This window comes from Novosphingobium sp. NDB2Meth1, from assembly GCF_900117425.1.
In the GTDB taxonomy this organism is placed as follows: Bacteria; Pseudomonadota; Alphaproteobacteria; order Sphingomonadales; family Sphingomonadaceae; genus Novosphingobium.
Genome location: NZ_FPEH01000019.1, coordinates 21223 through 45119, shown reverse-complemented (window position 1 = coordinate 45119; position 23897 = coordinate 21223). Strand labels below are relative to the sequence as shown.

The following is a 23897-nucleotide window of genomic DNA, read 5'->3' as shown; positions in this document are numbered from 1 at the left end:
GGTCGATGAAACGGGGGATGTCCGCCGTTCCATCAGACCTCTTGAGCGAGGAGGCGTTTTCGCCGCTGTCCGGCTCGCCGCTGGTGCTGCTCGCGCCCGGCGAACGTGTGCCGACAGGCGCGGTCGCTGTGCTGGTCGACCGGGATGGGCACCTGCCCGACGTGGATGCTGCCGCGTACGATGCGCTGGTGACGACGCGGGCTGGTGCTCCAATGCCGTGGGTGAGCGTTGCGCCGGGGAGGCTTGGCGCACAATTGGGGGCCGTGCAGGCCATGGCTGCCCGTGCTCCTATTGCCACCGCCCTGCTCGCACGCGTGGTGCGGCACGGGGAAGGACTGGCCTTCGATACCGCGCTCGAACTCGAATCGCTGGCCTATTCGGCTCTGCTGGGCGGCGATGAGTTCGCCCGCTGGATGGCCGCAAGGCCTGCGCCGGATGCCGGCGTTCAGGCCGCTGATCCCGTGCGCTATGCGCGCGACGAGGAGCATGTCACCCTCACGCTGGCGTCTCCCGGCAACCGCAACGCCATGACCGCGGCGATGCGCGATGCGCTCTATGAGGCGCTGGTCAATGTGCTGGAAGACCCAAGCTCGCCGGACCTGACACTGCAGGCCGAGGGAAAGTGCTTCTCGACCGGCGGTTCGCTGGCCGAATTCGGCACGGCGCGCGATCTGGCGCGGGCGCATGTCATCCGCACCCAGCACAGCGCTGCGCGGGTGCTGCACCGGCTCGGCTCGCGCGCCACCGCGCGGCTGCATGGGGCCTGCATCGGTTCGGGGATCGAGGTTCCCGCCGCGGCGGCGCACCGGATCGCGGCGGCGGATCTTGTTGTGCAATTGCCCGAACTTGGCATGGGCCTGATTCCGGGGGCGGGGGGCACGGTGACGCTGGTCCGCGCAATCGGGCGGCAGCGGCTGCTCTGGCTGGCGCTGGGTGCCTTCCGGATCGGCGCTGCACAGGCGCTGGACTGGGGCCTGATCCATGCGATCGAACCGTGAGCGCGGCACTGGAGGCGATCGTGGAGGAGCGCCTTGCGGGCCTCGACTGGCGTGCAGAAGATCTCCTTGTCCGCGACGCGCCGGGCGGCCTGGATCAGCCCTGCCTCTCCTCGGCCAACCGCCATTGCCGTCTGCTGCAAGCGCAGGATGGCTGGGCCGCGCTCAATCTCGCACGCGAGGAGGATCGGGACACGGTTCCAGCGCTCTGCGGCCATGAAGGGGAGCCATGGGCTGCACTGGCCGAACTGGCGAAGGAGATTGGCGCGGCAAGCTTTCGCGACCGCGCGGCCGAACTTCAGTTGCCGGTGGCAGTGCTTGGCGAAGCGGCGCCACAAGCCCTGCCGACACCCGATCTGCTTCGCGTTCCGCGCCGGGTGGTCGATCTGTCGGCGCTGTGGGCCGGGCCGCTCTGCGCCGGGCTGCTCGCGCGCGCCGGGGCCGAAGTGGTGCGGATCGAGAGCATCGGTCGGCCCGATCCAACCCCGCAGACTTCGCCGCTGCTCGATGCGCGGATCAATGCGAGCAAGTCCCGCGTCGCGCTGGATTTGCGAGAAGCAGAGGGCAGGGCTGCGCTCCGCAAACTGATCGAAGAGGCCGATGTTCTGGTCACCAGTGCCCGCCCGGCAGCGCTTGCCCGGTTGGGGCTGGTTCCGGCGGATTGGCCGGACCTGACCTGGGTCGCGATCACCGCGCACGGCTTTGCCGGTCCCGGCGCACAGCGGGTTGGCTTCGGCGATGATTGCGCTGTGGCGGGCGGACTGGTCCGCTGGGAGCGAGGCGAACCGCGCTTTCTGGGTGACGCGATCGCCGATCCGCTGACTGGGCTGGAAGCAGCGCGCGCGGTCTTTTCGGGGCAATGCGGGCTGATCGATATGGCGATGGCCCGCGTGGCCGCCGCCTATGCGGGGCGGCTGGCGTGAGCCTGATCCTGAGGCAAGTGCGGCCATGGGGCGGGGCGCTTACCGATATCCGGATTTCTGACGGCCGAATTGCTGATATCGGCCTCGATCAACCACGTGCCGCGATGGAGATCGACTGCGCGGGTGACACGCTGCTCCCGGGGCTGCACGATCATCATCTGCACATTCTGGCGCTCGCGGCCCGGCGGCAGTCGGTTGATCTCGCCGGGCTCACGACCGAGGCTGCGGTGCGTGCCGCTCTCGTCGCTGCCCGTCCCGGCCCGTGGCTGCGCGCAGTCGGCTATGACGAGCGCGCTGCCGGTCTGCCTGATACAGCGCTTCTCGACCGCTGGGTCCCGGATCGCCCGGTCCGTTTGCAGGACCGGACGGGCGCCTTGTGGGTGCTCAATTCCGCTGCGCTCGCCGCGCTTGGCACCAGCGATTGGCCACCGGGCGCCGAGCGCGACGCCGGCGGGCACCTGACCGGACAGTTTTGGCGCGAGGATCGCTGGCTCGCCCGCGCCCTGCCGCGCAGCTTGCCCGACCTCGGAGCGATGGGCGGCGAGCTTGCTGCATTCGGGCTGACCGGACTGACCGATGCCGGCGCGCACAATGGTCCCGATGAAGCGCGGCTCTTGGCTGGTGCCGTGCCGCAGCGCCTGATCCTGATGGGTAGCGAAGCGCTGGGGCCGGGCGAGGGCTATGCGCTCGGCGCGCTCAAGCTGCTGATCGACGAGCGTGATCCGCCCGAGATCACCGCGTTGGCGGCACGGATCGGGGAAGGCCGCCGGCAGCAGCGGGCCGTCGCCGCGCATTGCGTGACCGAAGCCGAACTCGCGCTGTTCCTCGCCGCGCTGGAGGCTGCCGGTGGCGCGCGGCCGGGTGACCGGATCGAGCATGGCGGGCTCATTCCGGAAACGTTCGTGCCGGTCATTGCCGCCGCCGGGCTGACCGTTGTGACCAATCCGGCATTCATCCATGATCGCGGGGATCGCTATCTCGAAGCGGTCGCAGCCGCGCAGCACGGCGATCTCTACCCTGCCGCGCGGCTGGCGCGCGCCGGCATTGCGCTGCTCGGCGGTTCGGATGCGCCTTACGCCGCTGCCGATCCCTGGCTGGCGATGCGCAGCGCGCGGGATCGCCGGACAGCGCGCGGTGTGCCGCTGGGGCCGGACGAGCGGCTCGAGCCGCTCGCTGCGCTGCGCCTCTATTGTGGCGGCGCGATTGCCCCCGGCGCGCCTGCCGACCTGATCCTTTGCGAGGGCGCGATGGCCGATGTGCTGGCTGATCTCACGGCCGACCGGCTCCGCATGTCAATCGTCGGCGGCAAGATCGCCTTCAATCGCGATGAAGCAGCATCGCCCCGGCGATGAACCCGCCGCCCATGGCGCAGACTCCGGTTTTCGCACCTGCCACTTGCCGCGCACCAGCATCGCCCCACAATTGCAGGCAGGTTTCATGCAGCAGGCCGAAGCCGTGGAGCCGCCCGCCCGACATCTGCCCGCCGCCGGTGTTGACCGGAAAACGGCCACCGGGCCCGATCTGGCCCTCGGCAATGAAGTCCTTGGCCTCGCCGTGGCCGCAAAACCCCAGCGCTTCGAGCCACAGCGGCACGAAGATCGAGAAGCCGTCGTAAAGCCCCAGCACATCGACATCGCCGGGCTTGAAGGCGGTGCGCGACCACAAGTCGATCGCCGCATCGTGCGCGCCCATCGTGGTGAGATCTGCGCGCTGGTCCCAGGTCTCCTGCGAGCGCAGGGCCGAACCCAGCGCCTCGATCCGCAGCGGCGGCATGCGGCAGTCCTGCGCGGCATCGGCGGCGGAGACGATCACCACCGCCGCGCCGTCGATCGGAATGTCGCAATCGAACAGGCCCAGCGGGGTCGAGATCATCCGCGCGGCGAGGTAGTCGTCCATGGTCAGAGGCTTCTGCATCACCGCGGCCGGGTTCATCTGCGCGAACTGCCGTTCCCCCAGCGCGACCATGCCGAGGTGCTCGCGCGTCATCCCGAATTCGTGGAAGTAGCGCGTGGCCATCCATCCGGCCCAGTTGGCGGCCGACATCGCGCCGACGGGTACCAGCCAGCTGAGCCAGCCGCCGATCTCGGCCCGGCCTGCGCCGGGAATGCTGGCGCGGCGTCCGGCGCTTTGCGACGAGCTTTCGGTCAGCGCGCGAAAGCACAGCACATGGCGGGCCTGCCCGGTCATCACCGCCATCGCGGCGACCATGATCGGGGCCATCTGTGCCGGTCCATCGGGCACCGCCGCGTGCCAGCATGTCTGCAAGCCTAATGCATTGCGCACTTCGCCTGTGCCGAGCGGCGACATGCCGGGGGAATTGTCTGCCTTGCCCGGATAGGTACAGATCCCGTCGATATCCGCGAGCGTCAGCCCGGCACGGGCCAGCGCGCGGTCGGCTGCATCGGCCAGATGAAGCATGGCCGGCCGACCGGTGTTACGGCCGATGTCGGACATGCCGGTGCCGGTGATCGCGGCCTTCATGCTGCCGCTCCTTCGAGCGGTGTCCACAGCGGCAGCCAGACTTCGCCGCTGGGCTCGAACGCGATGTGCATGCGCTGTCCGATCATGACCGCCTCGGGCGCGCAGCCGGTGACCGGTGCTGTCACGCGGACGCCCGGCGCATCGTCTACATCGACAACCGCGATTGCGAAGGGCACCGCCATGTCCGGGAGCCAGGGCTGGTGATTGACCGTGTAGCTATAGACAGTGCCCGACCCCGCCACCTCACGCGGGCTCACATCGCGCGACTGGCAGGCCGGGCAGATCACTTGCGGCGGGTGGATTGCCTTGTCGCATGCGCCGCAAAACGCGATCATCAGTTTGCTCTGCGCGCCGCCGGTCCAGAAGGCTGTGTTCTCTGGGGTCAATTCGGGCAAGGGGCGCACATGGCTCTCCATTTGGGGTTGTAACCTGTATAACTAGGTTTACCATTATAGGGAAACTGAAAGAGCACACCAATGACCAACCAAGTCGCCGATCCTTATGCCTTCAAGCCCGAAGATGATGGCTATCACGCGCTGTCGGACGACCCATACGAGACCGAGACCAACTGGTGGTCGTGGAACGTGCCCGAACGCAAGATCGGCGGCTGGATCCACACGCCCTACTATCCCAATCGCAAGACGGTGACCTGGCGGATTTTCGTGTGGGATGCGCGCGGCTATGATCCGGCGCGGATGGCCTATTACCGCAAGGTTGAGGAAGCGCCGATGCCGGACAATCCGGACTTGCGCCACATCACCTTCCCGGCCGGCGGCTACAGCCTCAAGATGCTCGAACCGGGTATGAAGTATCACCTGCACTATGCTGATCCAGATCGTGATTTCGGGCTAGACTTCGTGTTTGCCGGTGCGCATCCGCCACGCCGGTTCGAGCCGGGCGAGCCGCCGTTCATCCATACCCCGCACTACGATCAACTCGGCAAGGTCGAAGGGACGCTGCGGCTCGATGGCGAGGATATCCGGCTCGATTGCTGGTCGGTGCGCGACCGCACCTGGGGTCCGCGCGGTGGCCCCTATGCGCAGAGCAAGAAGCAGAGCTATGCGAACGACCTTGAGCGCGTCCGCGAGCCCGGCGGGCCGCGCTGGCGCGAAATCGAGCGCGAGCGGGGGCGCGGGCGCATCCAGTACATCTTTGGCCATGCCGATGGGGACAGCGGGTTCCTTGGTTTCGTGCGCCCGCAGGATGGCACGGCCGAAGGCTGGAGCCCGATGAACGGCGGTTACCTGCTGCGGGACGGGGTCTACGGTAATCTCGACGGAACGAAGTGCCGCATGCGTTCGTTCCGCAATCCGGAGACGGGCTGGTGCAGCCACATGCAGGTCGAACTGACCGATGATCTGGGCCGAACCATGGCGGCTGAAGGCACGGCGGTCAGCCGGATGAGCGAGGCGGGCTATGGCACCAACCAGCTGATGCGCTGGGATTTCGACGGCAAGATTGGCTGGGGTGAGGATCAGGATGTGTGGAATCCCAAACACTTCCAGCGCATGCTTCATGCGCTGCGAGCAGTGCGCTAGTCCTGCTGCCGCGCGCCTTCTGGCACGCCCTCTTCCGCCGCGCGCAGTTCGACCAGATCGACGCTGACATCGCGCGGCAAGGAGAGTATCGAGACCAGCCCGCGCGCCATCGATTGCGGGCTGGCCGGGGCGCCGGACATCGCCGCATGGCCGGTCTGGACGATCTTGGCGAAGAACTTCTTGCGGGTTTCCTCGGACCAGCTTTCCCCGCCGCTCCCGCCTGATACCGAGCCCGAACGCAAGACGCTGATGCGGATGCCCTCGCTGCGCAGTTCCTCGCGCAGCCCCTCCGACAGCACCTCGACCGCGGCCTTGGTGGCGGCGTAGAGCGCCAGCATGGGGAAGGGATGGCGCACGCTTTCGCTGGATATGTTGACGATCTGCCCGCGCGTGCGCCGCAAGTGCGGGATCGCGGCACGGCTCGCCCAGGCGAGGCCCAGTACGTTGACATCGAGGTGGCTGCGGATCAGCGCGTCGCTGCCCTCCTCGAACGCGAAGGGGTGATAGATCGCGGCATTGTTGACCAGCACGTCGATCTGTCCGAACCGGGCAGCTGCCGCATCGATTGCGCATCGCACCGCGTCCGGATCGGTCACATCGCAGGCGAAAGTGGCCACAGCTTCGCCGAACGCTTCAGCAAGGCTTTCGAGTTCGGGGGAGGGCCGCGCCAGTGCGGCGACTTTCATGCCAGAGCCGACCAGTGCTGCGACAAAGTGCCGGCCCATGCCTTTCGAAGCGCCGGTAACAACGGCGACCTTGTCCTTGAGCGGTTCCAACCTGCTTCTCCCTGCAAACCTTCAGGATTGACGATACGTCAATTTCTTGCGCGAGGGCAAGTTTTCGTCGATGAGGCTTGCGATGACCCAAGCGGCCGAAATCACCCCTGCCAAGCCGGTCCGTGCCCGTGCGGCGCGCTACAACCACTATGGCCAGAAGATCGGCTCAAAAGGCGAGAGGACGCGCCAGACGCTGATCGACGTGACGGTCGACCTCCTTGAAACGCACGGTCTTCGCGATGTTTCTGTGGCTGATGTGGCGCGCGTGGCCAAAACGTCACCGGCGACGTTCTATGTCTATTTTCGCGGGGTGCCAGAAGTGGTGCTCGCCGCTCTGGCCAATGCGCCGCTGACCTCGCCTGAAATCGATGACTTGCTGGCGCGCGATTGGCAGCAGCCGGGCAGCCGCCCCTTTGCCCGCGCGCTGGTCGATGCCTACTGCGAACTGTGGAACCGCAACCGCACGATTTTCCGGGTGCGCAACATGGCGGCAGAGGAAGGCGATGAGCGGTTCTATCGTGCCCGAATGGAGGCAGCGCTGCCGATCATGACCGGGCTCACTCCCCTGATCGTAAAGGCACAGGCTGCCGGGCTCGTGCCTGCCGAGCTCAAGCCGCGATCGTGCGGCGGTACCATCCTGATGATGCTTGAACGCCTTGCCGCCGTCGGGCCGATGGCCCGCGAGGACGATGACATTTCCTACGATGCGCTGCGGGCTGCGGCGGCCCACACTGTCGCCATGATGCTTGGCGCGCGCGATTAGCCTGCCGCAGCGTCGGCGAGCATCTGCTCCATATTGAGCACGCCGGTATAGAGCCCGCCGGAAAGGCCGGCATCGACCGGCAGGCATGCCCCGCTGATGAAGCTGGCGGCATCGCTGCACAGCAGGATCAGCGGGAGGGCCTGCTCGAGCGGGGAGGAAGGGCGCCCCTTGGCCTTGGAAAACGCGCCGAGGACGGCATCACCCGCAATCTTGCGAAACTCGCCCAGCATCGGCGTGTCGATCGGGCTCGGCATCGTGCAATTGATGCGGATATTGCGCGCCATCAGGCCCGGGCCGAGCTGCTGGGTCCAGGTGTTGATTGCTTCCTTGGACAGGCCATAGGAATCGCCGGCGCGCTCCGCATTGGCGGTGTACCACGCGCGCGCTTCGGCGAAATCGGTCAGGTCCATGAATTCCTTCAGCAGCTCCTGCCGCATGAGATAGCGCATGCCCGCGAGCGAGGAGACCGTGACAATCGCGCCGCCCTGGCGGATGTGCGGCAGCCATGTCTCGGTCCAGAGCCGGATACCAAGGAAATTGACCGTGATGACGTCTTCGCCGGGGAAAGTCTGAGGCAGGCCGGAAACGTTGAAAAGGCAATCAACCTCGCCGCCGATGCTGGTCACGCCGGCCGCGATCGAAGCCGGATCCTTGAGATCGACCGTGGTGAAGGAGGCGAGCCCTTCGACCGGCGAGAGCCGGATATCCGCGCCGTGCACTTGCGCACCCAGCGCGACGAGCTGGCGGGCGCAAGCCTCGCCCGTGCCGGAATAGCACCCCATCACCACAACGCGCTTGCCGGCGTAGCCCAGGATATCGGTGGCCATCTGTCTCTCCCGCAGAATGTTCTCGCCCGAGTGAATACTCCGGTGCACGGCAGCGCTCAATGCTAAAACTGACGTTTCTTCAATTTTAGCTAGGGGCAGTTGATGCTCAGCCGCGCATCACCCAGCCGCCGTCGATATTGATGACCTGCCCGGTTATCCACCGACCGGCTTCGGATACCAGAAGAAGCAAGGTGCCGCAGAGCGCATCGGGCGTATCGCGCCCTTGGATCGGGGTGCGCGCCTCGACATACTGGACCAGTGGGCTGTCGTCTGGCGTAAGCGCAAGGCCCGCGTCGGTCTTGGTCATGCCCGGTCCGATCGCGTTGACGCGAATGCCCTGGCGGCCAAGTTCGGTCGCGAGCGTGGTGGTCACGCCGTGAAGCGCGATCTTCGTCACGCCGTAGAACGACTGCGCCGGATAGGCCCCGGCGGAGACCTGATTGACGATCGCGCCGCCCCCGCGCTCGGCCATGAAGTGGGCCACCACTTGCGCGCAGTTGATCGCGCCCCAGACGTTCACCGCCATGCCCTTGTCGAAGCGCGCGCGGTCGGTTTGAATCAGCGGCTTGTCGACAATCTCGACCATCAGCGCGGCATTGTTCACCAGAATGTCGATCCCGCCGAACACGGCCTTGGCCTTGTCGGCCATTGCGGTGACGGATGCGGTATCGGTGATGTCAACCTGCACAGCCAGCGACTTGCCGCCTGCTGCCGTGATCTCGTCGGCCACGGTCTGCGCGCCCTCGCCGTTGAGGTCTGCGACTACGACCGCCGCTCCGGCATTCGCGAGCGCAACCGCGTAGGCCCGGCCAATCGAGTTACCGCGCCCTCCTGCGCCGGTGACAATGGCCACCTTGCCCTCGAGCCTGAAATTGTCGTTGCTGAAATCCGCCATGTCGCGTTCCTCTTAACCGCCGAAGATCGGCGCGCCGACACCGATGGTGACGGTCTTGTAGTGCAGAAATTCGTCGATCCCGGCCTTGCCGCCTTCCTTGCCGAAGCCGGAAATGCCCACGCCGCCGAACGGCGTGTGCGAATTGATCTGGAACCCGCCGTTCACATAGACGCCGCCGGCATGGAGCCGCTCGGCAATGCGGTGGACCCGCTGCAGGTCGTTCGACTGGATATAGGCGGCAAGGCCGTATTCGCTGTTGTTGGCGATGGCGATGGCCTCTTCCTCGGTATGGAACTTGAGGATCGCGACGGCGGGGCCGAAGATCTCGACTTGCGCGATTTCGTGATCGGGATCGACATCGACCATGATCGTCGGCTCGATGAAGTTGCCGCTGGCAAGCTCGCCCCCGGCGCGCTTGCCGCCCATCAGGAACTTGCAGGCGTTGTCGGCGGTAGCCCGGTCGAACATGCCGGTGATCCGCTCGACGGCTGCCTTGTTGATCACCGGGCCGACCATGACGCCGGGGTCCATCGGATTGCCGACTTTGAACTGCTTCGCGATGGCGACCATCCGCTCCACGAATTCGTCGTAGACATCGGCGTGGACCACCTGGCGCGTGGGCAGCGCGCAGCCCTGCCCGGCGAGGCAGCCGATCGTCCAGAACACCGCGCGCTCGGCAGCGGCCTGCAGATCGCAATCGGGGAAGACGAGGCTGGCCGACTTGCCGCCAAGCTCCATGACCGTCGGCTTGATCTGCTCTGCCGCGGCCGCGAGGATCTTGCGCGCGGTGATCGGCCCGCCGGTGAAGCTGATCTTGCGCACCTTGGGGTGGCGCACGATGGTATCGCCCGCTTCGCCCGTGCCCGGCAGGATCGAGAGCACTCCGTCCGGAATGCCCGCTTCCACGCAGCACTGCGCAAAGAGTTCGGGTGCGAACGGCGTGATCTCCGCCGGCTTGACGATCACGCAGTTGCCCGCCGCCAGCGCCGGGGCCACTTTCATGCCGAGGCCGATCAGCGGTCCGTTCCAGGTGTTGATGATCCCCACGATCCCGATGGGTTCGGGCACCGAATAGGAAAACTCGCCGCGCGTATCGAACGTGCTGAGGAGATCGCCAGTCAGCTTGTCGCACCAGCCGGCGTAGTAGCGCACCCAGGCGGCCGCGGTTTCGACCCCGCGTTCGCCCTGCATCAGCGGCGTGCCGCCATCGAGCGCGGCCATTTCGGCAAACTCGGTCTTCTTTGCGATCATCAGATCGGAAAGTCGGGTCAGCATGGCCCCGCGCGCTTCGGGGGAGGTGCGGCGCCAGCCCTCGCGGGCGGCTTCCGCTCTTGCGACGGCGGCGTCGATCTCGGCGGGCCCGGCAAGCGGGATTTCGGCAAGCGCGTCGCCGCTCACCGGGTGGATATGGGTGCGGCTGCCGCCCGAGCCGCTGGTGCGCTGCTCGTGGCCAAGGTGGAGGTGGACGGTGGGAATGGCTGTGCTCACGGCGGGGTCTCCGGCTGGGATCGGGTTATTAGGGAAGCGCGAGGGTCAGGCCGCCGTCTGCACCGGGACGCATCACCGGGCTCCACACGATTTCCCAGCCATTGCCTTCGGGATCGGTGAAATAGCCCGAATAGAGCCCGCCATCGCGGTCGCGTACCGGGCTGGTCAGGGCGGCGCCTGCGGCAAGGGCACGAGCTATCTGGCTGTCGACATCGGCCTTGGACTCGACAAAGACTGCGTTGATCGCGCGGGCAGTGGCCGACACATCGATCCCGCTTTCCTTGGCGAGATAGTCACGGGGAAGGAACACGATCACCGCCGTCCCGGCGCGCAGCATCACGCTGCCCGGCATGTCTGGCCCCAAGGTCTTCCAGCCAAGCGCGTCGATGTAGAACGCGCGCAGCGCCGCCACATCGGCGGCGGGCACCATGTGCATGTGCAAGGCCTGATCCATCATGCTGTCTCCCATTCCAGCTCGAGCGCCTCGAGCGCCTGAACCGATCCACCGCGAAAACGCAGCGTCTGATCATCTGCCGTTTGGAAATGGCCGATCTTGCGCGCCCAGGTCTCGTAGAAGATCGTCATCTCGAGGCGGGCGAGGTGGATGCCGAGGCAGGTATGGATACCCGACCCGAACCCGGCATGGCGGCAAGTCGGCCGGTCGAGCCGCACCTCTGCCGGGCATTCGGTGAGCTTTTCATCCCAGCCGACCATGTGCAGCGGCACCAGCACGGAATCGCCGGCGTAGACTTTCACGCCGGCGATTTCGGTGTCCTGCACGATGTAGCGAGGGGTCGAGACGAAGGTGTAGCGGCGCATCAATTCATCGATGATCGCCGGGATCGCCGCGGGATCCTCGATCATCCGGGTGCGCAGTGCGTCGTCCTGCGCGAGGTGGCGCATGCCGAAGGTCAGCGCGTTGACCACAGTATCAAGCCCGGCAAGAAACATCAGGAAACCGATCGAGATCAGTTCGTCCTGCGCCAGCTTGCGGCCTTCGAAATCGGTTTGGATCAGAGTCGAGACGAGGTCGTCCTTCGGCTCGGCGCGGCGCGCCTCGATCAGCTGGCTCAAGGTGCCGAGGATCTGCATCGACAGCGCCATGCGGAGCTCGTCGGAGATTGCGGTGCTGAAATATTCGACCACGATCGCACGGAACGTGTCGAACTGATCGAGCGGAAAACCGAACAGCTCCATGAACACCGAGACGGGAAACCGCGACCCCAGTGCGTCGACGAATTCGCACGATCCCTTGGCAGCAACCTCGTCGATCAAGCGTTCGGCCCAGTCGCGGATGCGCGGTTCGAGCGGTTCGATCGCCTTGCTCTCGAAGAACGGGCGCAGCAGCTGGCGATAGGGGCGGTGTTCGGGAGGATCGAGCGATTCCGGGATCATCCGGGGCTGGTGCGGATTAGGCGGGATCGAGAGGAACTTGCTCGAGAACCGGTCCGGATGGCGCAAAACGTCGATCGCGGCATCGGCGCTGGTCACGACCCAGTGCCCGCCATGCGCAGGGGTCCAGAACACCGGCGGAGCGTTCTGCTTGAGGTCCCAGTAGGCGGCGTGGACATCGGCTGCAATTGCCGGGTCACTGACATAGTCGAACGCAAAAACGGGTTCGCGCAGCCGCTCAGTCGCGGTAGTCGCCATCGAGTCGCACTCCCACTTCGTTATATCCTTGCCTCTAAGTAAACGGCGGTTTACATAGCATGTCAATGCCTGAATCTGCGTTAGAACCAGCTCTGCGTCCCCAGCGCGATGCCCAGCGTACCCGCGCCGCGATCCTTGCCGCCGCGCAGGATGCCTTTTCGATCCGGGGCTATTCGGATACCGGCGTCCGCGAAATCACCGCTGCCGCCGGGGTCAATCCCGCGCTGGTCAGCCGCTACTTCGGCTCCAAGGAAAAGCTCTACGAAGCAGCGCTCTCCGATCTGCTGCGCGCGGGGATCATCACCGAACTTCCGAAGGAAAACTTCGGCGTGGCGGTGGTCGATCTGCTCACCGCCAGCCAGGGCCCGCAGCGCAACCCCTTGCCGATGATGATGCTGGCAAGCGCCGATCCCACGGCCCGCGCCATTTCAGACCGGCTGCTGAAGGAGCTGTTCGTCGAACCTCTGGCCCGCTGGTACGGCCCCGAACGCGGCGCCGGGAAGGCGGCCTGCTTTTCGGCACTGGCTTCGGGGCTGACGCTGTACCGCGAGCTCTATCCGCTCGGCGCTTTCGGCGCGGAGATGTCCGCCGAAACCCGCAAATGGCTTGCCGCAGCCTTCCAGGCGCTGATCGATTGAGGTATCGATAAAGAGTTATTGCACTAGGTGAGATATCTCGGCACAATCAGGCCATGGGATGTCTGGATGGAAAGACCGCGCTCGTCACGGGTGGCGCAAGGGGAATCGGGGCGGCGATCGTGTGCCGGCTGGTGGCGGAAGGCGCACAAGTGGCGTTTGTCTGGCACGGCGCGGAGGACGCGGCGGAAGCGCTGGTCGAAGAGGTCGCGGCGGCCGGGGGCAGGGCATTTGCTATCCGGGCGGACGTTTCCGACAGTGCTTCGATCGCAGCGATGTTCGCTGCCTGCGACGCGGCATTCGGGCCGGCACCCAATCTCGATATTCTGGTCAACAACGCTGGCGTGGGCAGCGACGGGGAGGACGCGAGCCTCAAGAGCGGTTCGGAGGAACTGTTTGACCGGATGATGGCGGTCAATGCCAAAGGGCCCTATCTCGTCACGCAGGCCGCGTTACCACGGCTGCGCGATCATGGCCGGGTGATCAACATCGGCTCGATTTCCGGCAAGGTTGCCCAGCATTTCGCAGCGGGTTACGCGATGGGCAAGCGTGCCTTGCAGAGCCTGACCTTCTCCACGGCGGTCGCAGTCGCCAAGCGCGGTATCACCTGCAATCTCGTTGCGCCGGGCGCGGTGGCGACCGACTTCATCGCCAAGCTGCGCGAGCGTCCCGGGTTCGACGAAGCAAACGCCAAGACCACGCCGATGGGCCGCATGGGTCAGCCCGACGATATCGCCGGTGCGGTCCTGATGCTGTGCCGCGAGGAAGCACGCTGGGTGACCGGCAACGTGATCGAGGCAGCGGGAGGGCTCGCGATCTGATGGCACTGATGACCGAAAAGCTGCGCGCGATCATGGCCCTCGATCCGCAGCGCGCCGAGATCGATTTCGAGGGAATCGATTATACCTGGGGCGATCTTTCCCGCGTGGTGGAAGCCATCGAGGCCGCACTCGGCGGGATGGGCCTTCCGGCGGAAGCGCGCGTCGGCATTATGCTGCGCAATCGGCCCGGCCATATCGCCGCGATCCTCGCGGTGCTGGCGACGGATCGTTGCCTCGTCTCGCTCAATCCGATCCTGCCCGATGCGCGGCTCCATGCTGATATCGAGGGGCTGGGCCTGCCTGCGATCATTGCTGATGAAAGCGATCTCGCACGGCCCGGGATGACCGATGCCTTGCACCGTGCAGGCAGCGCGGTCATCGCCATCGGTGCGCGGATGGAAGGCGTGCGTCTGCAGCCCGGGCATGAAACGCCGCGCTGCACAGTCCTGACTTCACCTGGCGTGGCGATCGAAATGCTGACCAGCGGCACCACAGGCGCGCCCAAGCGCGTGCCGCTCACCCGCGCATCGTTTGACGCGAGTTTCGCCGGCTTCACCCGCTACGAGCGCGGCCGTGATTTTGCCGATAGGCCGCAGCTGCGTTCGGGCGTGACGATGGTCAACAATCCGCTCACCCACATCGGCGGGATATACGGCTGCATCGGTGCGCTTGCAGCGGGCCGCAAGATCGGCTTGCTCGAGAAGTTCACCGTCGAGGGCTGGGTCGAGGCGATCCGCCGCAACCGCCCCAAAGTGGCGGGCGCGGTCCCTTCGGCGATCCGGATGCTGCTTGAAGCCGATGTCGATCCTGCTGCGCTTTCCAGCCTTTCTGCGATGATCAGCGGCACGGCCCCGCTCGCGCCTGAACTGGTCGACGCGTTTTATGAAAAGTACGGCATTCCGATCCTCGCGAACTATGGCGCGACCGAATTTGCCGGCGCCATCGCGGGCTGGTCTCTCGACGATTTCCGGGCACACTGGAAGGCGAAATACGGTGCGGTCGGCCGGGTCCACGCGAATATCACCGCCCGAGTCGTCGATCCCGCAAGTGGTCTGGAATTGCCCCACGGCGAGGAAGGGCTCCTCGAACTTAAGGGCGATCAGCTGGGGCCTGACTACCCGCAGACTGGTGAGCGCTGGCTGCGCACCACGGACCGCGCTGTGCTTGACAGCGACGGCTTTCTCTACATCCGCGGCCGCGCCGACAATGCGATCATTCGCGGCGGCTTCAAGATCCATCCTGACGATGTGGTTCAGGCGCTGAACCAGCACCCGGCGGTGCGCGAGGCGGCTGTTGTGGGGGTGCCCGATGAACGGCTCGGCGCAGTGCCGGCGGCGGCGATCATCCTGCGCGCCGGGGCCGTGCGCCCCGATCCCGAAGACCTCAAGCAGTTCCTCAGGGACCGGCTCATCGCCTACCAGGTTCCGGTCCACTTCCGCTTCGTCGACGACTTTCCGCGCACCCCCTCGATGAAGCCATCAGCCCCCGGCCTGAAGGCGCTTTTCGAAGAACAGACGGCATGAGCGAATTTGCAGGCCGCTGCGTGATCGTGACCGGCGCGGGACGCGGGATCGGGCGCGGCGTCGCGCAGGCCTTTGCGGCAGAAGGCGCCCATGTTGTGCTCGGTGCGCGGACCCTCTCCTACGCCGCAGAAGCGCGAGAGGCGATTGTGGCGGCGGGAGGCCGCGCCGAGGTCTGTGCGCTTGATGCAAAGGACCACCAGTCGTGCCGCGATCTCGTGGCAACTGCGATACAAGTCTTCGGGCGGATCGATGTCCTCGTCCACTGTGCCGCCGAGATCGCGCATGGCGGCCTTGGCGCGGTCAGTGATGAGGCGCTCGAAGCGGGCATCGCCTCGACGGCCAAGGCGGCCTGGTGGCTGCTGGATGCCGCGCGCCCGCATCTCGCCGCCGCGCCGCAAGGCGGGCGGTTCATCGTGATCGGCTCGGTCAACGGCACCTTCGTCACTGTTCCCAACATGACCGCCTATGGCATGGCCAAGGCCGCGCTGGACGCCTTCGTGCGCGGAGCTGCGGGTGATGTGGTCCGCGAGAGCATCACGGTCAATGCGATCAACCCCGGGCTCGTGGCCAGCGACAATGCGCTGCGGGTGCTGGGGGCGGAGGGCCTTGCCGCCTATGGCGCGACGATTCCGGTTGGCCGTGCCGGAACGCCGGACGACATTGCCCATGCCTGCTTCTTTTTCGCCTCGCAGAAGGCGAGCTACTGCACCGGCTCCACGCTCAAGCTCGACGGCGGCGCGTCGGTCGCGCCGCGCGCGGAAGGGGCGGATAAGGTCTTGCAGGAGCGTCTCAGGGCCCAGCACGGCCCTGCTCCGAAATCTGTTTGAACGTCACCAGGAGCATTTCCATGAAGATCGACAATTCCATCGCTGCCGTGGTCACCGGCGCCGCATCCGGGCTCGGCCGCGCCAGTGCCGAGGCACTGGCTGCCGCCGGCGTCAAGGTCGCGCTTTTCGACATGAACGAGGAAGCCGGAACTGCAGTTGCCGAGGCCATCGGCGGCCTGTTCTGCAAGGTTGACATCACTTCGGAAGAGAGTGTCGAAGCAGGCTATGCCAAGGCGCGCGCGGCGCATGGGCAGGAACGGATCGTGGTCCATTGCGCCATGGTCACCGGCGGCGGCAAGACCGTCTCGTTCGACAAGCAGACCGGCGGCTACAAGCGCACGCCCACCGAGATGATCGCCCGCTCGGCAGAAGGCATCTTCACCGCAAGCTACCGGATCGCCTCGATCGCGGCGCTCGGCATGGCCAATGCCGATCCGCTGAATGAGGATGGCGAGCGCGGCTGCATCATCATGACATCCTCCGCCGCCTCGCAGGATGGGCAGATCGGGCAGGTCGCCTATGGCGGCGGCAAGGGTGCGGTCAATTCGATGGTCCTGCCGATGGCGCGCGATCTCATGGATCTGGGTATCCGCGTAAATGCGATCGTGCCGGGCATCTTCGCCACGCCGCCGATGCTTTCGGTAAAGGACAAGGCGCCGGCGATCTTTGCCGGGCTCGAAGCTTCGGTGCCGTTCCCCAAGCGCCTCGGCAAACCGGAGGAATTCGGCAGCCTCGTGCTCGAACTCGCGCGCAACACCTATTTCAACGGCCAGTGCATCCGCCTCGATGGCGCCATCCGCATGCCGCCCAAGTAAGGACCTGCCATGAACCGGCCGCAGCAGTTTCCCTTTGCCCGCCAGAGTGCAGGACATGCGCCACTACGGCGGCCGGGATCGATCCGCCGCACAACGTCGATCGATTCGGAATGGCCCGATGGCTTCGGCCAGCCCTGGGAGATGGTGGGCCGTGCGCGTGATCTGCTGACGCCGCTGGACGGCGATCCGGTCGAACTGGCCGTGGGGGGATTTCAAATCCTCGCTTCGCCGCAGCGGGAGATACTGCGGATCGCTTTGAACCCCGACCATCCAAGATCGCAGGAACTTGTCGGTGTCCGAGCGGGCGGGGCCAGTCGCCGCGCCATCGCTGAAATTCTCGGCGATCTACGCGGCACGCCGACATTTCAGGTTCTGGATGATTTTGCCGGAGCAAGTCTGGTGGCAGGCTGGATCTGGTCGCAGTGGCGCGGTGACTGGGCCTCAGGCCCGCAGCGCAGTGCGCAGCAATCAACCGCCGGTCGCAAGGGCGTCATGAACGACATCTGCACCGGTTTCACCACCGGTGGCAGCGCCTTCAAGGCTGACGGCACCCCTGACAACGTCAATCAGTCCTTCACAGAAGTCGGTCCGCTCGAGCACCCGGATGATGCCGCCGGCTGGCACCCGATGCCGTTTCAGCAAGGACCCAGGAAGCGGCGTGCCCGCCGAATCGATCTTTGGCTCCAGAACGATGTGATCATGGTCGATGCAGGGTTCCAGGACAGCGGCTCAAACCCCGCAGGTGGACGCACCGCGATTCATGAATACCGCCTCTATGCCGAGATCGATCCAGTTACCTCGTGCCTTCTTGCCTTGCAGGCGCTTCCGCTGATCCTGCCGTATCGCGAATGCCCCGGGGCATCGGTCAAGGCGACCCGGCTGATCGGCAGCGATGTCAGGGAATTCCGGGATTCGGTGGTCGAGGTACTGCCGTCAACTCTTGGCTGCACGCATCTCAACGATGTGCTGCGTGCGATTTCGGACGTTCCCGAACTGGCGCGGGAGCTGCGCTCAGACTGACGCCTCGATGCGCCCTGCGGTTTCTCTTGTGTATCTTGGTGGACGTAGTTATATAAGTCCGCACACTTTGAGCGGCGTGTATCGCTCTTTGGGAGGAGACCTGAAAATGCCGAAGCTTTCGAAGCGCGCCGCGGTGCATCTGTTGGGCGGAGTTGCCGGTGCCGCCATGCTGCTGTCAGGTGGAATTGCTCGTGCCGAGGACGCACCGGCCGAAGCAGCCGCGACCGACCAAAACGGCGGTCTGCAGGAAATCATCGTCACCGCACGCAAGGTCAGCGAGAAGCTTCAGGACGTGCCGGTCGCCGTAACCGCCTTCTCCGGCGCGGAACTCGCTTCGCAGAATGCCGTCAAGGTGAGCGAAATTGCCGCCTTTACCCCGGGCTTCACTACGATTGAGGCTCCGTCAAACCCGACAGCGCTGCAACTTTCGATCCGTGGTCAGGTCCAGAATGATGCGCTCGCCACGCTTGAGCCTTCGGTCGGCACCTATCTCGACGGCGTCTATATCGCCCGCACCTATGGCCTCAACGGCGATCTCCTCGACATTTCCAGTGTGCAGGTGCTCAAGGGCCCGCAGGGCACGCTGTTTGGCCGCAATACGTCTGCAGGCGCGGTGCTGCTTGAAACCAACAAGCCGAAGCTTGATGCCGTGAGCGGGAGCATTGTGGCCACCTACGGCCGGTTCAATGAGATTGACGGTACCGTGATTCTGAACTTGCCGGTTATTAAGGACAAGTTCGCACTCCGAGGCGCGGTCAAGTACCGCAATCGCGATGGTTATACCACTGACACTGTCACGGGTGCAAAGTACGACAATGTCGACAACCTGACAGGCCGCATCTCGGCGTTCTGGCAGGCGACCGATACCATTTCACTCACCGCATCCGGCGAGTGGTACACTTACAAGTCTGACGGTCCGGCCCGCCAGGTGCGTCGCGTTGCAGGGACTGCGCTTACTTATCAGCAGCTGGCGAGCACCCAGTTCGGCTTTGTTGCAGGCATCGCTCCCGCGAACACGGCTGCGGCACTCAATCAGGCTACGCAGCCGCCAGCCTCCCAGATCGGTCTTGTAAACTCTGATCCGCGCACGGTTTCGCTGAACGACAAGCCGTTCACTGACACCAAGACCCGGAATTATAATCTGACAGCGCAGTTCGATCTGGGCAAAAGCACACTCAAGTTGATCGGTGGCTACCGCAAGATCACCTCGGCGAGCAACATCGACCTCGACGGAACGCCCTATCTGCTCCTGCAAACGACGGGCTATCAGGACCTGCATCAGTGGTCGGGCGAAGTGCAGCTCACCGGCAAGATCATGGACGACAAGCTCGATTATGCGGCTGGTGTGACATACTTCACTGAAGGCGGCTTTGATCGCTCGACCTCGAACAATGCGGTTGGTTTCGTGCCCTTCCTCGCCTTCGTCGGCGCACTCGCGCCCGCTGGTATACCAGCAGGAACCTTCGTGCCGAATACCACTGGCCTCTACCGCGGTGATATCAACAACAAGAGCTTCGGCATCTACGGCCAGGCGAGCTACCATATTACCGACAAGCTCACCTTCACGGGCGGCCTGCGCTGGTCGAGCGACAAGAAGTCGCTTTTGACGCGCAACGGCAACGCCCTGTTCAACACCACCGTCTACATCAGTTGCAACATCCCCTCAATCACTACGGTGGCGAATGACAACTGTGCTGCGGGTCGTTCGGATACGTTCAAGCGGCTTAGCTATACGGCCGGTCTTGACTACAAGGTCACTCCCGACGTGCTGATTTACGCCAAGGCTGGCCGCGGCTATCGTTCGGGAGGTCAGAACCTTCGTGCCAACGGCGACCCTGCCACCTTTACACCGTTCAAGCCCGAAATGAACGACGAGCAGGAAATCGGCATCAAGTCCGAATTTCTCGATCACAAGGTTCGCTTGAACGTCGCTGCCTATCACAACCAGATTTCCGACGCGCAGCGTTCGCTGTTGCTCAACGTGCCGGGCAGCACCAACCTGCTGACCGTGCTCTACAACGCAGAGAAACAGGAAACCTATGGTGTCGAGGCCGATCTCGCGGCTGCAGTCACACCCTACCTGACGCTTTCGGCATCGGGTTCGATTACCGATCCCAAGTACAAGAGGTATACCCAGCCGATTGCATTTGGCAGCAGCACGTTCGTCGATCACTCGGGCGATGCCTTCGTGGCGGTGCCCAAGAGCAGCTTCACCGTCGCAGCCGACTTCCACCAGAGGGTCGGCCCCGGCAAGCTGACCGCGCGCGTCGATTTCTCGTGGGTCGACAAGTACTATGGCGCGCCTGACCTGTTCACTTACGCCGGCACCACGATCACGCCGAACTCGCAGGCAGCGATCGACTCGTTCACAACGCCTGCAACCGGTATTCTCGGAGGCAACATCGGCTACGAAAGCGACAGCGGCATTTCGGTGACGGTCTGGGGTAAGAACCTCACCGACAACCGCGCTTTCACGCAGAACCTCTACATCGGCTCGCTCGGCATCACGAGCTCCAAGCGCCGCGATCCGTTGACCTACGGCGTGACCCTGGGCTTCCACTTCTGAGGGCCCCGCGGTCGCTGCGGCGGCCCGGATGAATGATGAAACGGGAAGGGCGGGCCGGTGGCGGTCCGCCCTTTTCTGTGGCGCGATCGGGCAAAGAAGAAGCCCCGCCGGAGCCGGTCCGGCGGGGCTTGGTCGTGCGCGCGACGGTGATCAGGCTGCGGCCATCAGCTCCGTCCGCCGCGCGTCGACCTGCGGCTGCAGGTTGGCGCGCTTGAACAGCTTTGCCGCATTGCCGCCCAGCACTGCGACCAGTTCATCGGTCGATACATCGGGGTTGGCCGCCACAAGCGCGTCGATCACCTGCTTCGAGAAGGGGAACGTCCCTTCGGCGTGGGGATAGTCGGTGGCGAAGAGCAGCGCATCGATGCCGACGCCCTTGCGGATCGCCATCGAACTGTTGCCATCGTTCTGCAGCGCGCAGTGCACCTGATCGCGCACGATCTGGCTGGGGAGGCGCGAGAGCTTGGGACTGATCGAGGGCGCGTGGCCGTTGTAGACCTCGTCCATCCGTTCCGCGAGGCCCCAGAGCCAGCCGGCGCTGTGCTCGGCAAACAGGATCTGCGCCTTGGGATTGCGATCGAGCACGCCGCCAGCGACCAGTTGGGTGATCACATCCACCGCATCGTTCATCTGACGCGTGTAGTTGAACAGCGCGCCGCCCGGGCCCTTGAGCGCACGGATGTTGATGTTGCCGACACCGGTGTGGAACACCAGCGGAATGCCAAGCTCTCCTGCCAGCGCGAAGATCGGATCCCAGCGCGGATCGTTGTAGTTGTTGAGCCCTTCCCACAAGCAGAAGGCGGCAAAGCCTTTTGCGGCCGCACGCTCGCACTCGGCAAGCGCATCATCGAAATCGATGCAGGGGATCATCGCGGCGGGGATGAGCCGGCCGCGCACGGGCGCGCAATAGTCCCAGGCCCAGTCGTTCCAGATCTGGCAGGCGGTGCGCTGCCCTTCGCGGTCGGCAATGCGTGGCAGCATCAGGCCGAGCGAGGGGAAGACCAGTTCGGCATCCACCCCGTCCCGGTCCATATCGGCGAGCCTCAAATCAAGATCGCGCGCGCCGCGCCGCTTGGTATCGACCGCGCAGTCCGAGACGAAGTTGTCGGCCGCATCGGTGCAGGAGCGGTCCGGGGCCTTTTCTGCGCCGGGTTGGGCCCCGGATTGAGCATTGAATGCGGCATCGCCCTCACCGGTCTTGTGGGTGTGGAAATTGGTGTTGATCTTGAGGATCACCTGCTCGCCGATCCGGGTGATGCGGATGTCACCCTGCACCTCGCCGTGGATCACGTAGTCCTTCAGGTGTGCGGGCATGCGGGATACGAACAAGTCAGGCGGTTCGGCGACATGGGCATCGCAGCTGAAAACGAAGGGGCGAAGTTTCTCGGTCATGGCAGGGTTCCTCTTCCACGGACGGCGCATGTCCGTTGCGCCGCCTTGCCGGAGCAGATTGTCAAAAGAGGTATCTAATATATTTGATGAGCGTCAAAATATCGGATTTTTGGACGATCTTTATCAATAAAAGATACTTTTAACGACTGCGCGGCAAGCCGAGCCGGGTCTCCGCGATCACGCTGCGCTGCACTTCGCTGGTGCCGCCGTAGATTGTCGCCTGAATGCCGCTCCGCGCTTCGGATTCCACCGCCGCCAGCGCCGCGATGCTGCGGTCGAGCGAATAGGGGGCAAAGCGCTCGACCAGTTCGGCATTGCAGGAGGCCCAGCTCTCGGTGCCGAACAACTTGCACATCGGACCGAACCAGCGCTGCCCCTGACCAGTATGCCCCGCCCAGATCGCGCGGATCGACAGGCATTCGAGCAGGGCAATATGCGCATCGAGGCGGGCAAGGGAAAGCCTGATGGCGGGCGCATTCTCGCCAATGCCCGGAAGGGAAAACAACGCATCGAGCCCGCAATGCAGCTCGCTGCGAGCAAGATCGAGCGCGCCCAGATAATAGTCACCCTGATTGTGTTCGAGCGTCATCGTCGCGGCGAGTACCTTGGTGCCGCGTCCGGCCTCGCCGAGCAAGTACCGGTCCGGCACCGCGAAATCTGCGTAAAAGGTAATGTTGGTGCGCTCGCCGGCAAAGGTCTGCACCGGGGCCAGATCGAAACCGCCTGTGCCGGGGCTGCCGAGCGGCCCCACGAACAACGTTAGCCCGCCTTCGGTACGGCACAGCAGCAGCACGTAGTCGGCAATATGGGCGCTGGTGGTGAAGACCTTCTGCCCATTCACGATCCAGCGCTCACCATCGTGGACCGCCCGGGTCTTTGCGCCGAACACGTCCGATCCGCCTGTTGGTTCGGACAGGCCAAGGCAGGCCAGCGCTTCTCCGCGTGCCAGCTTGGGCAGGATTTCCGCCTTGGCCTCGGGAGTGCCGAACAGCATGAGCAGCTTGCCGATCGAATCCGACACAACGAGCACCGAGATCGGCCAACCCGCGTGGGTGAGCGCACGGTGCACCGCAGAAGTTGCGAGCGCCGACGCGCCCGATCCGCCCCATTCCTCCGGCCAGTCCGGAAACAGCAGCCCCGCATCGGCCAACTTGCGGTGGAGCTCGGGAATGTGGTTGTCGAGGCTCACGGCAAAGGCCCGCTTGTCGGCCTCGGTAAAATGGGCAGCAAGAAACGCTTCGGTCCGCGCGCGCCACGCTTCGGCTTCGGCATCCGGGCTGAAGCTGATCGGCACGGAACCGATCGGCGCGAGCTCGCGAAGCGGGCCGGTGAGCAGGCGATCAGGATCGCCAAACTGCAGCAGCGCCGCACGCGCCGCCAGATAGAGCGCGGGCAGGGGCGAATCTTCCGATACGCCATAACCACCGAAGGTGCGCATCGCGGTTCTGATCGCGGGGATCACGCTGCGCGCGGCCCACCAGAAGGCCTGCGTATCCAGGGGAGCGGCGTCCGCCGCTTGCTCTGCGCGCGCGGCGATGGCGCGCCAGATCAGCAGGCGCGCGCCCTCCACCTCGGTGATCACATTGGCGAGCGCGTGGGCCACGCCCTGGTATTCGCCGATGGGCCTTCCGAACACGACCCGCTCGCAAGCATAGGCGGCCGCGTCTTCCAGCGCGCGGGTCGCGATGCCGATGCAGGCGGCCGCGATCAGGATGCGTTCCTCGGGATAGGCGATTACGCCCGCGCGTCCGGCCGCTTCTGCCACAAGCGCGGCATCGAAGAGACTGCCGCCGTCCTCGATCAGGGCATCAATGCCAAGCTCCCGCAGGACCTCATCGGCGCCGCGCGCGCCGCGATCGGCGAGCGCGCGGCGGACCGTTTCGATCATCGCCTCCTGCTCGCCGCTCAGGCCGAGATGGACCATGGCTGCCTCGCCCCCCAGGATCAGCGCGGTGGCGGTGC

At 65.1% G+C, this 23897-nt stretch carries 22 protein-coding genes; 12 read left to right on the top strand and 10 right to left on the bottom strand.

The window, feature by feature from the left end:
* Positions 1-17 precede the first annotated feature (17 nt).
* Genes NDB2M1_RS14900 through NDB2M1_RS14890 form a run of 3 tightly spaced genes read left to right on the top strand, consistent with a single transcriptional unit; the run spans position 18 to position 3270 of the window.
* Positions 18-998: an enoyl-CoA hydratase/isomerase family protein gene (locus NDB2M1_RS14900; protein WP_171955412.1), complete on the top strand. Its 981-nt coding sequence runs from the start codon at positions 18-20 to the stop codon at positions 996-998.
* Entirely contained in the window at positions 995-1918 is a 924-nt protein-coding gene (locus tag NDB2M1_RS14895) for a CoA transferase (protein ID WP_072383537.1), read from the top strand. The genes NDB2M1_RS14900 and NDB2M1_RS14895 overlap by 4 nt, the downstream gene beginning before the upstream one ends.
* Complete coding sequence (locus tag NDB2M1_RS14890) at positions 1915-3270, top strand: amidohydrolase family protein (protein WP_171955411.1); 1356 nt, start codon at positions 1915-1917, stop codon at positions 3268-3270. Before NDB2M1_RS14895 ends, NDB2M1_RS14890 begins: the two co-directional genes overlap by 4 nt.
* Here the strand turns inward: NDB2M1_RS14890 and NDB2M1_RS14885 are convergent.
* Together NDB2M1_RS14885 and NDB2M1_RS14880 are read right to left on the bottom strand one after the other, a co-directional pair.
* Entirely contained in the window at positions 3236-4399 is a 1164-nt protein-coding gene (locus NDB2M1_RS14885; protein WP_072383535.1) for a thiolase C-terminal domain-containing protein, read from the bottom strand. The genes NDB2M1_RS14890 and NDB2M1_RS14885 overlap by 35 nt on opposite strands.
* Positions 4396-4803: a Zn-ribbon domain-containing OB-fold protein gene (locus tag NDB2M1_RS14880; RefSeq protein WP_072383727.1), complete on the bottom strand. Its 408-nt coding sequence runs from the start codon at positions 4801-4803 to the stop codon at positions 4396-4398. The genes NDB2M1_RS14885 and NDB2M1_RS14880 overlap by 4 nt, the downstream gene beginning before the upstream one ends.
* Before the next feature lie 72 nt (positions 4804-4875).
* Here NDB2M1_RS14880 and NDB2M1_RS14875 point away from each other — a divergent pair, with 72 nt between their 5' ends.
* On the top strand, positions 4876-5937 hold the full coding sequence (locus NDB2M1_RS14875; protein WP_072383533.1) for a DUF7065 domain-containing protein: 1062 nt from the start codon (positions 4876-4878) through the stop codon (positions 5935-5937).
* On the opposite strand, the gene NDB2M1_RS14870 is transcribed toward NDB2M1_RS14875, so the two are convergent.
* Entirely contained in the window at positions 5934-6713 is a 780-nt protein-coding gene (locus NDB2M1_RS14870; RefSeq protein WP_072383531.1) for an SDR family oxidoreductase, read from the bottom strand. The two genes, NDB2M1_RS14875 and NDB2M1_RS14870, sit on opposite strands and share 4 nt — an antisense overlap.
* Before the next feature lie 82 nt (positions 6714-6795).
* Here NDB2M1_RS14870 and NDB2M1_RS14865 point away from each other — a divergent pair, with 82 nt between their 5' ends.
* Positions 6796-7476 carry a TetR/AcrR family transcriptional regulator gene (locus NDB2M1_RS14865; RefSeq protein WP_171955410.1) on the top strand — a complete coding sequence of 227 codons (681 nt, stop codon included), beginning with the start codon at positions 6796-6798 and terminating at the stop codon, positions 7474-7476.
* On the opposite strand, the gene NDB2M1_RS14860 is transcribed toward NDB2M1_RS14865, so the two are convergent.
* From NDB2M1_RS14860 to NDB2M1_RS14840, 5 genes are all read right to left on the bottom strand, one after another.
* A complete protein-coding gene (locus NDB2M1_RS14860; RefSeq protein WP_072383527.1) occupies positions 7473-8303 on the bottom strand; it encodes a coniferyl-alcohol dehydrogenase in 831 nt (276 codons plus the stop codon). The genes NDB2M1_RS14865 and NDB2M1_RS14860 overlap by 4 nt on opposite strands.
* A gap of 106 nt (positions 8304-8409) precedes the next feature.
* Positions 8410-9198 carry an SDR family oxidoreductase gene (locus NDB2M1_RS14855; RefSeq protein WP_072383525.1) on the bottom strand — a complete coding sequence of 263 codons (789 nt, stop codon included), beginning with the start codon at positions 9196-9198 and terminating at the stop codon, positions 8410-8412.
* 12 nt (positions 9199-9210) lie between these two features.
* Positions 9211-10686: an aldehyde dehydrogenase family protein gene (locus tag NDB2M1_RS14850; protein ID WP_072383523.1), complete on the bottom strand. Its 1476-nt coding sequence runs from the start codon at positions 10684-10686 to the stop codon at positions 9211-9213.
* A 28-nt stretch (positions 10687-10714) separates the two neighbouring features.
* Positions 10715-11140 (bottom strand): VOC family protein, encoded by a 426-nt coding sequence (locus NDB2M1_RS14845; RefSeq protein WP_072383521.1) that lies wholly within the window; start codon positions 11138-11140, stop codon positions 10715-10717.
* Positions 11140-12336: a cytochrome P450 gene (locus tag NDB2M1_RS14840; protein ID WP_072383519.1), complete on the bottom strand. Its 1197-nt coding sequence runs from the start codon at positions 12334-12336 to the stop codon at positions 11140-11142. Before NDB2M1_RS14840 ends, NDB2M1_RS14845 begins: the two co-directional genes overlap by 1 nt.
* Positions 12337-12401: 65 nt before the next feature.
* Here NDB2M1_RS14840 and NDB2M1_RS14835 point away from each other — a divergent pair, with 65 nt between their 5' ends.
* From NDB2M1_RS14835 to NDB2M1_RS14805, 7 genes are all read left to right on the top strand, one after another.
* A complete protein-coding gene (locus NDB2M1_RS14835; protein ID WP_171955409.1) occupies positions 12402-12974 on the top strand; it encodes a TetR/AcrR family transcriptional regulator in 573 nt (190 codons plus the stop codon).
* A gap of 53 nt (positions 12975-13027) precedes the next feature.
* Entirely contained in the window at positions 13028-13792 is a 765-nt protein-coding gene (locus NDB2M1_RS14830; RefSeq protein WP_072383517.1) for an SDR family NAD(P)-dependent oxidoreductase, read from the top strand.
* Positions 13792-15315: a class I adenylate-forming enzyme family protein gene (locus NDB2M1_RS14825; RefSeq protein WP_072383514.1), complete on the top strand. Its 1524-nt coding sequence runs from the start codon at positions 13792-13794 to the stop codon at positions 15313-15315. Before NDB2M1_RS14830 ends, NDB2M1_RS14825 begins: the two co-directional genes overlap by 1 nt.
* Positions 15312-16142: an SDR family NAD(P)-dependent oxidoreductase gene (locus tag NDB2M1_RS14820; protein ID WP_072383512.1), complete on the top strand. Its 831-nt coding sequence runs from the start codon at positions 15312-15314 to the stop codon at positions 16140-16142. The genes NDB2M1_RS14825 and NDB2M1_RS14820 overlap by 4 nt, the downstream gene beginning before the upstream one ends.
* 20 nt (positions 16143-16162) lie before the next feature.
* On the top strand, positions 16163-16957 hold the full coding sequence (locus tag NDB2M1_RS14815; RefSeq protein ID WP_072383510.1) for an SDR family oxidoreductase: 795 nt from the start codon (positions 16163-16165) through the stop codon (positions 16955-16957).
* A 9-nt stretch (positions 16958-16966) separates the two neighbouring features.
* Positions 16967-17977 carry a DUF2889 domain-containing protein gene (locus tag NDB2M1_RS14810; protein WP_072383508.1) on the top strand — a complete coding sequence of 337 codons (1011 nt, stop codon included), beginning with the start codon at positions 16967-16969 and terminating at the stop codon, positions 17975-17977.
* Positions 17978-18053: 76 nt separating this feature from the next.
* On the top strand, positions 18054-20543 hold the full coding sequence (locus NDB2M1_RS14805; RefSeq protein ID WP_253185907.1) for a TonB-dependent receptor: 2490 nt from the start codon (positions 18054-18056) through the stop codon (positions 20541-20543).
* 150 nt (positions 20544-20693) lie between these two features.
* Here NDB2M1_RS14805 and NDB2M1_RS14800 read toward each other — a convergent pair whose 3' ends face one another.
* Positions 20694-21935 (bottom strand): amidohydrolase family protein, encoded by a 1242-nt coding sequence (locus NDB2M1_RS14800; protein WP_072383504.1) that lies wholly within the window; start codon positions 21933-21935, stop codon positions 20694-20696.
* 139 nt (positions 21936-22074) lie between these two features.
* Entirely contained in the window at positions 22075-23859 is a 1785-nt protein-coding gene (locus NDB2M1_RS14795; protein WP_072383502.1) for an acyl-CoA dehydrogenase, read from the bottom strand.
* Positions 23860-23897 lie beyond the last annotated feature (38 nt).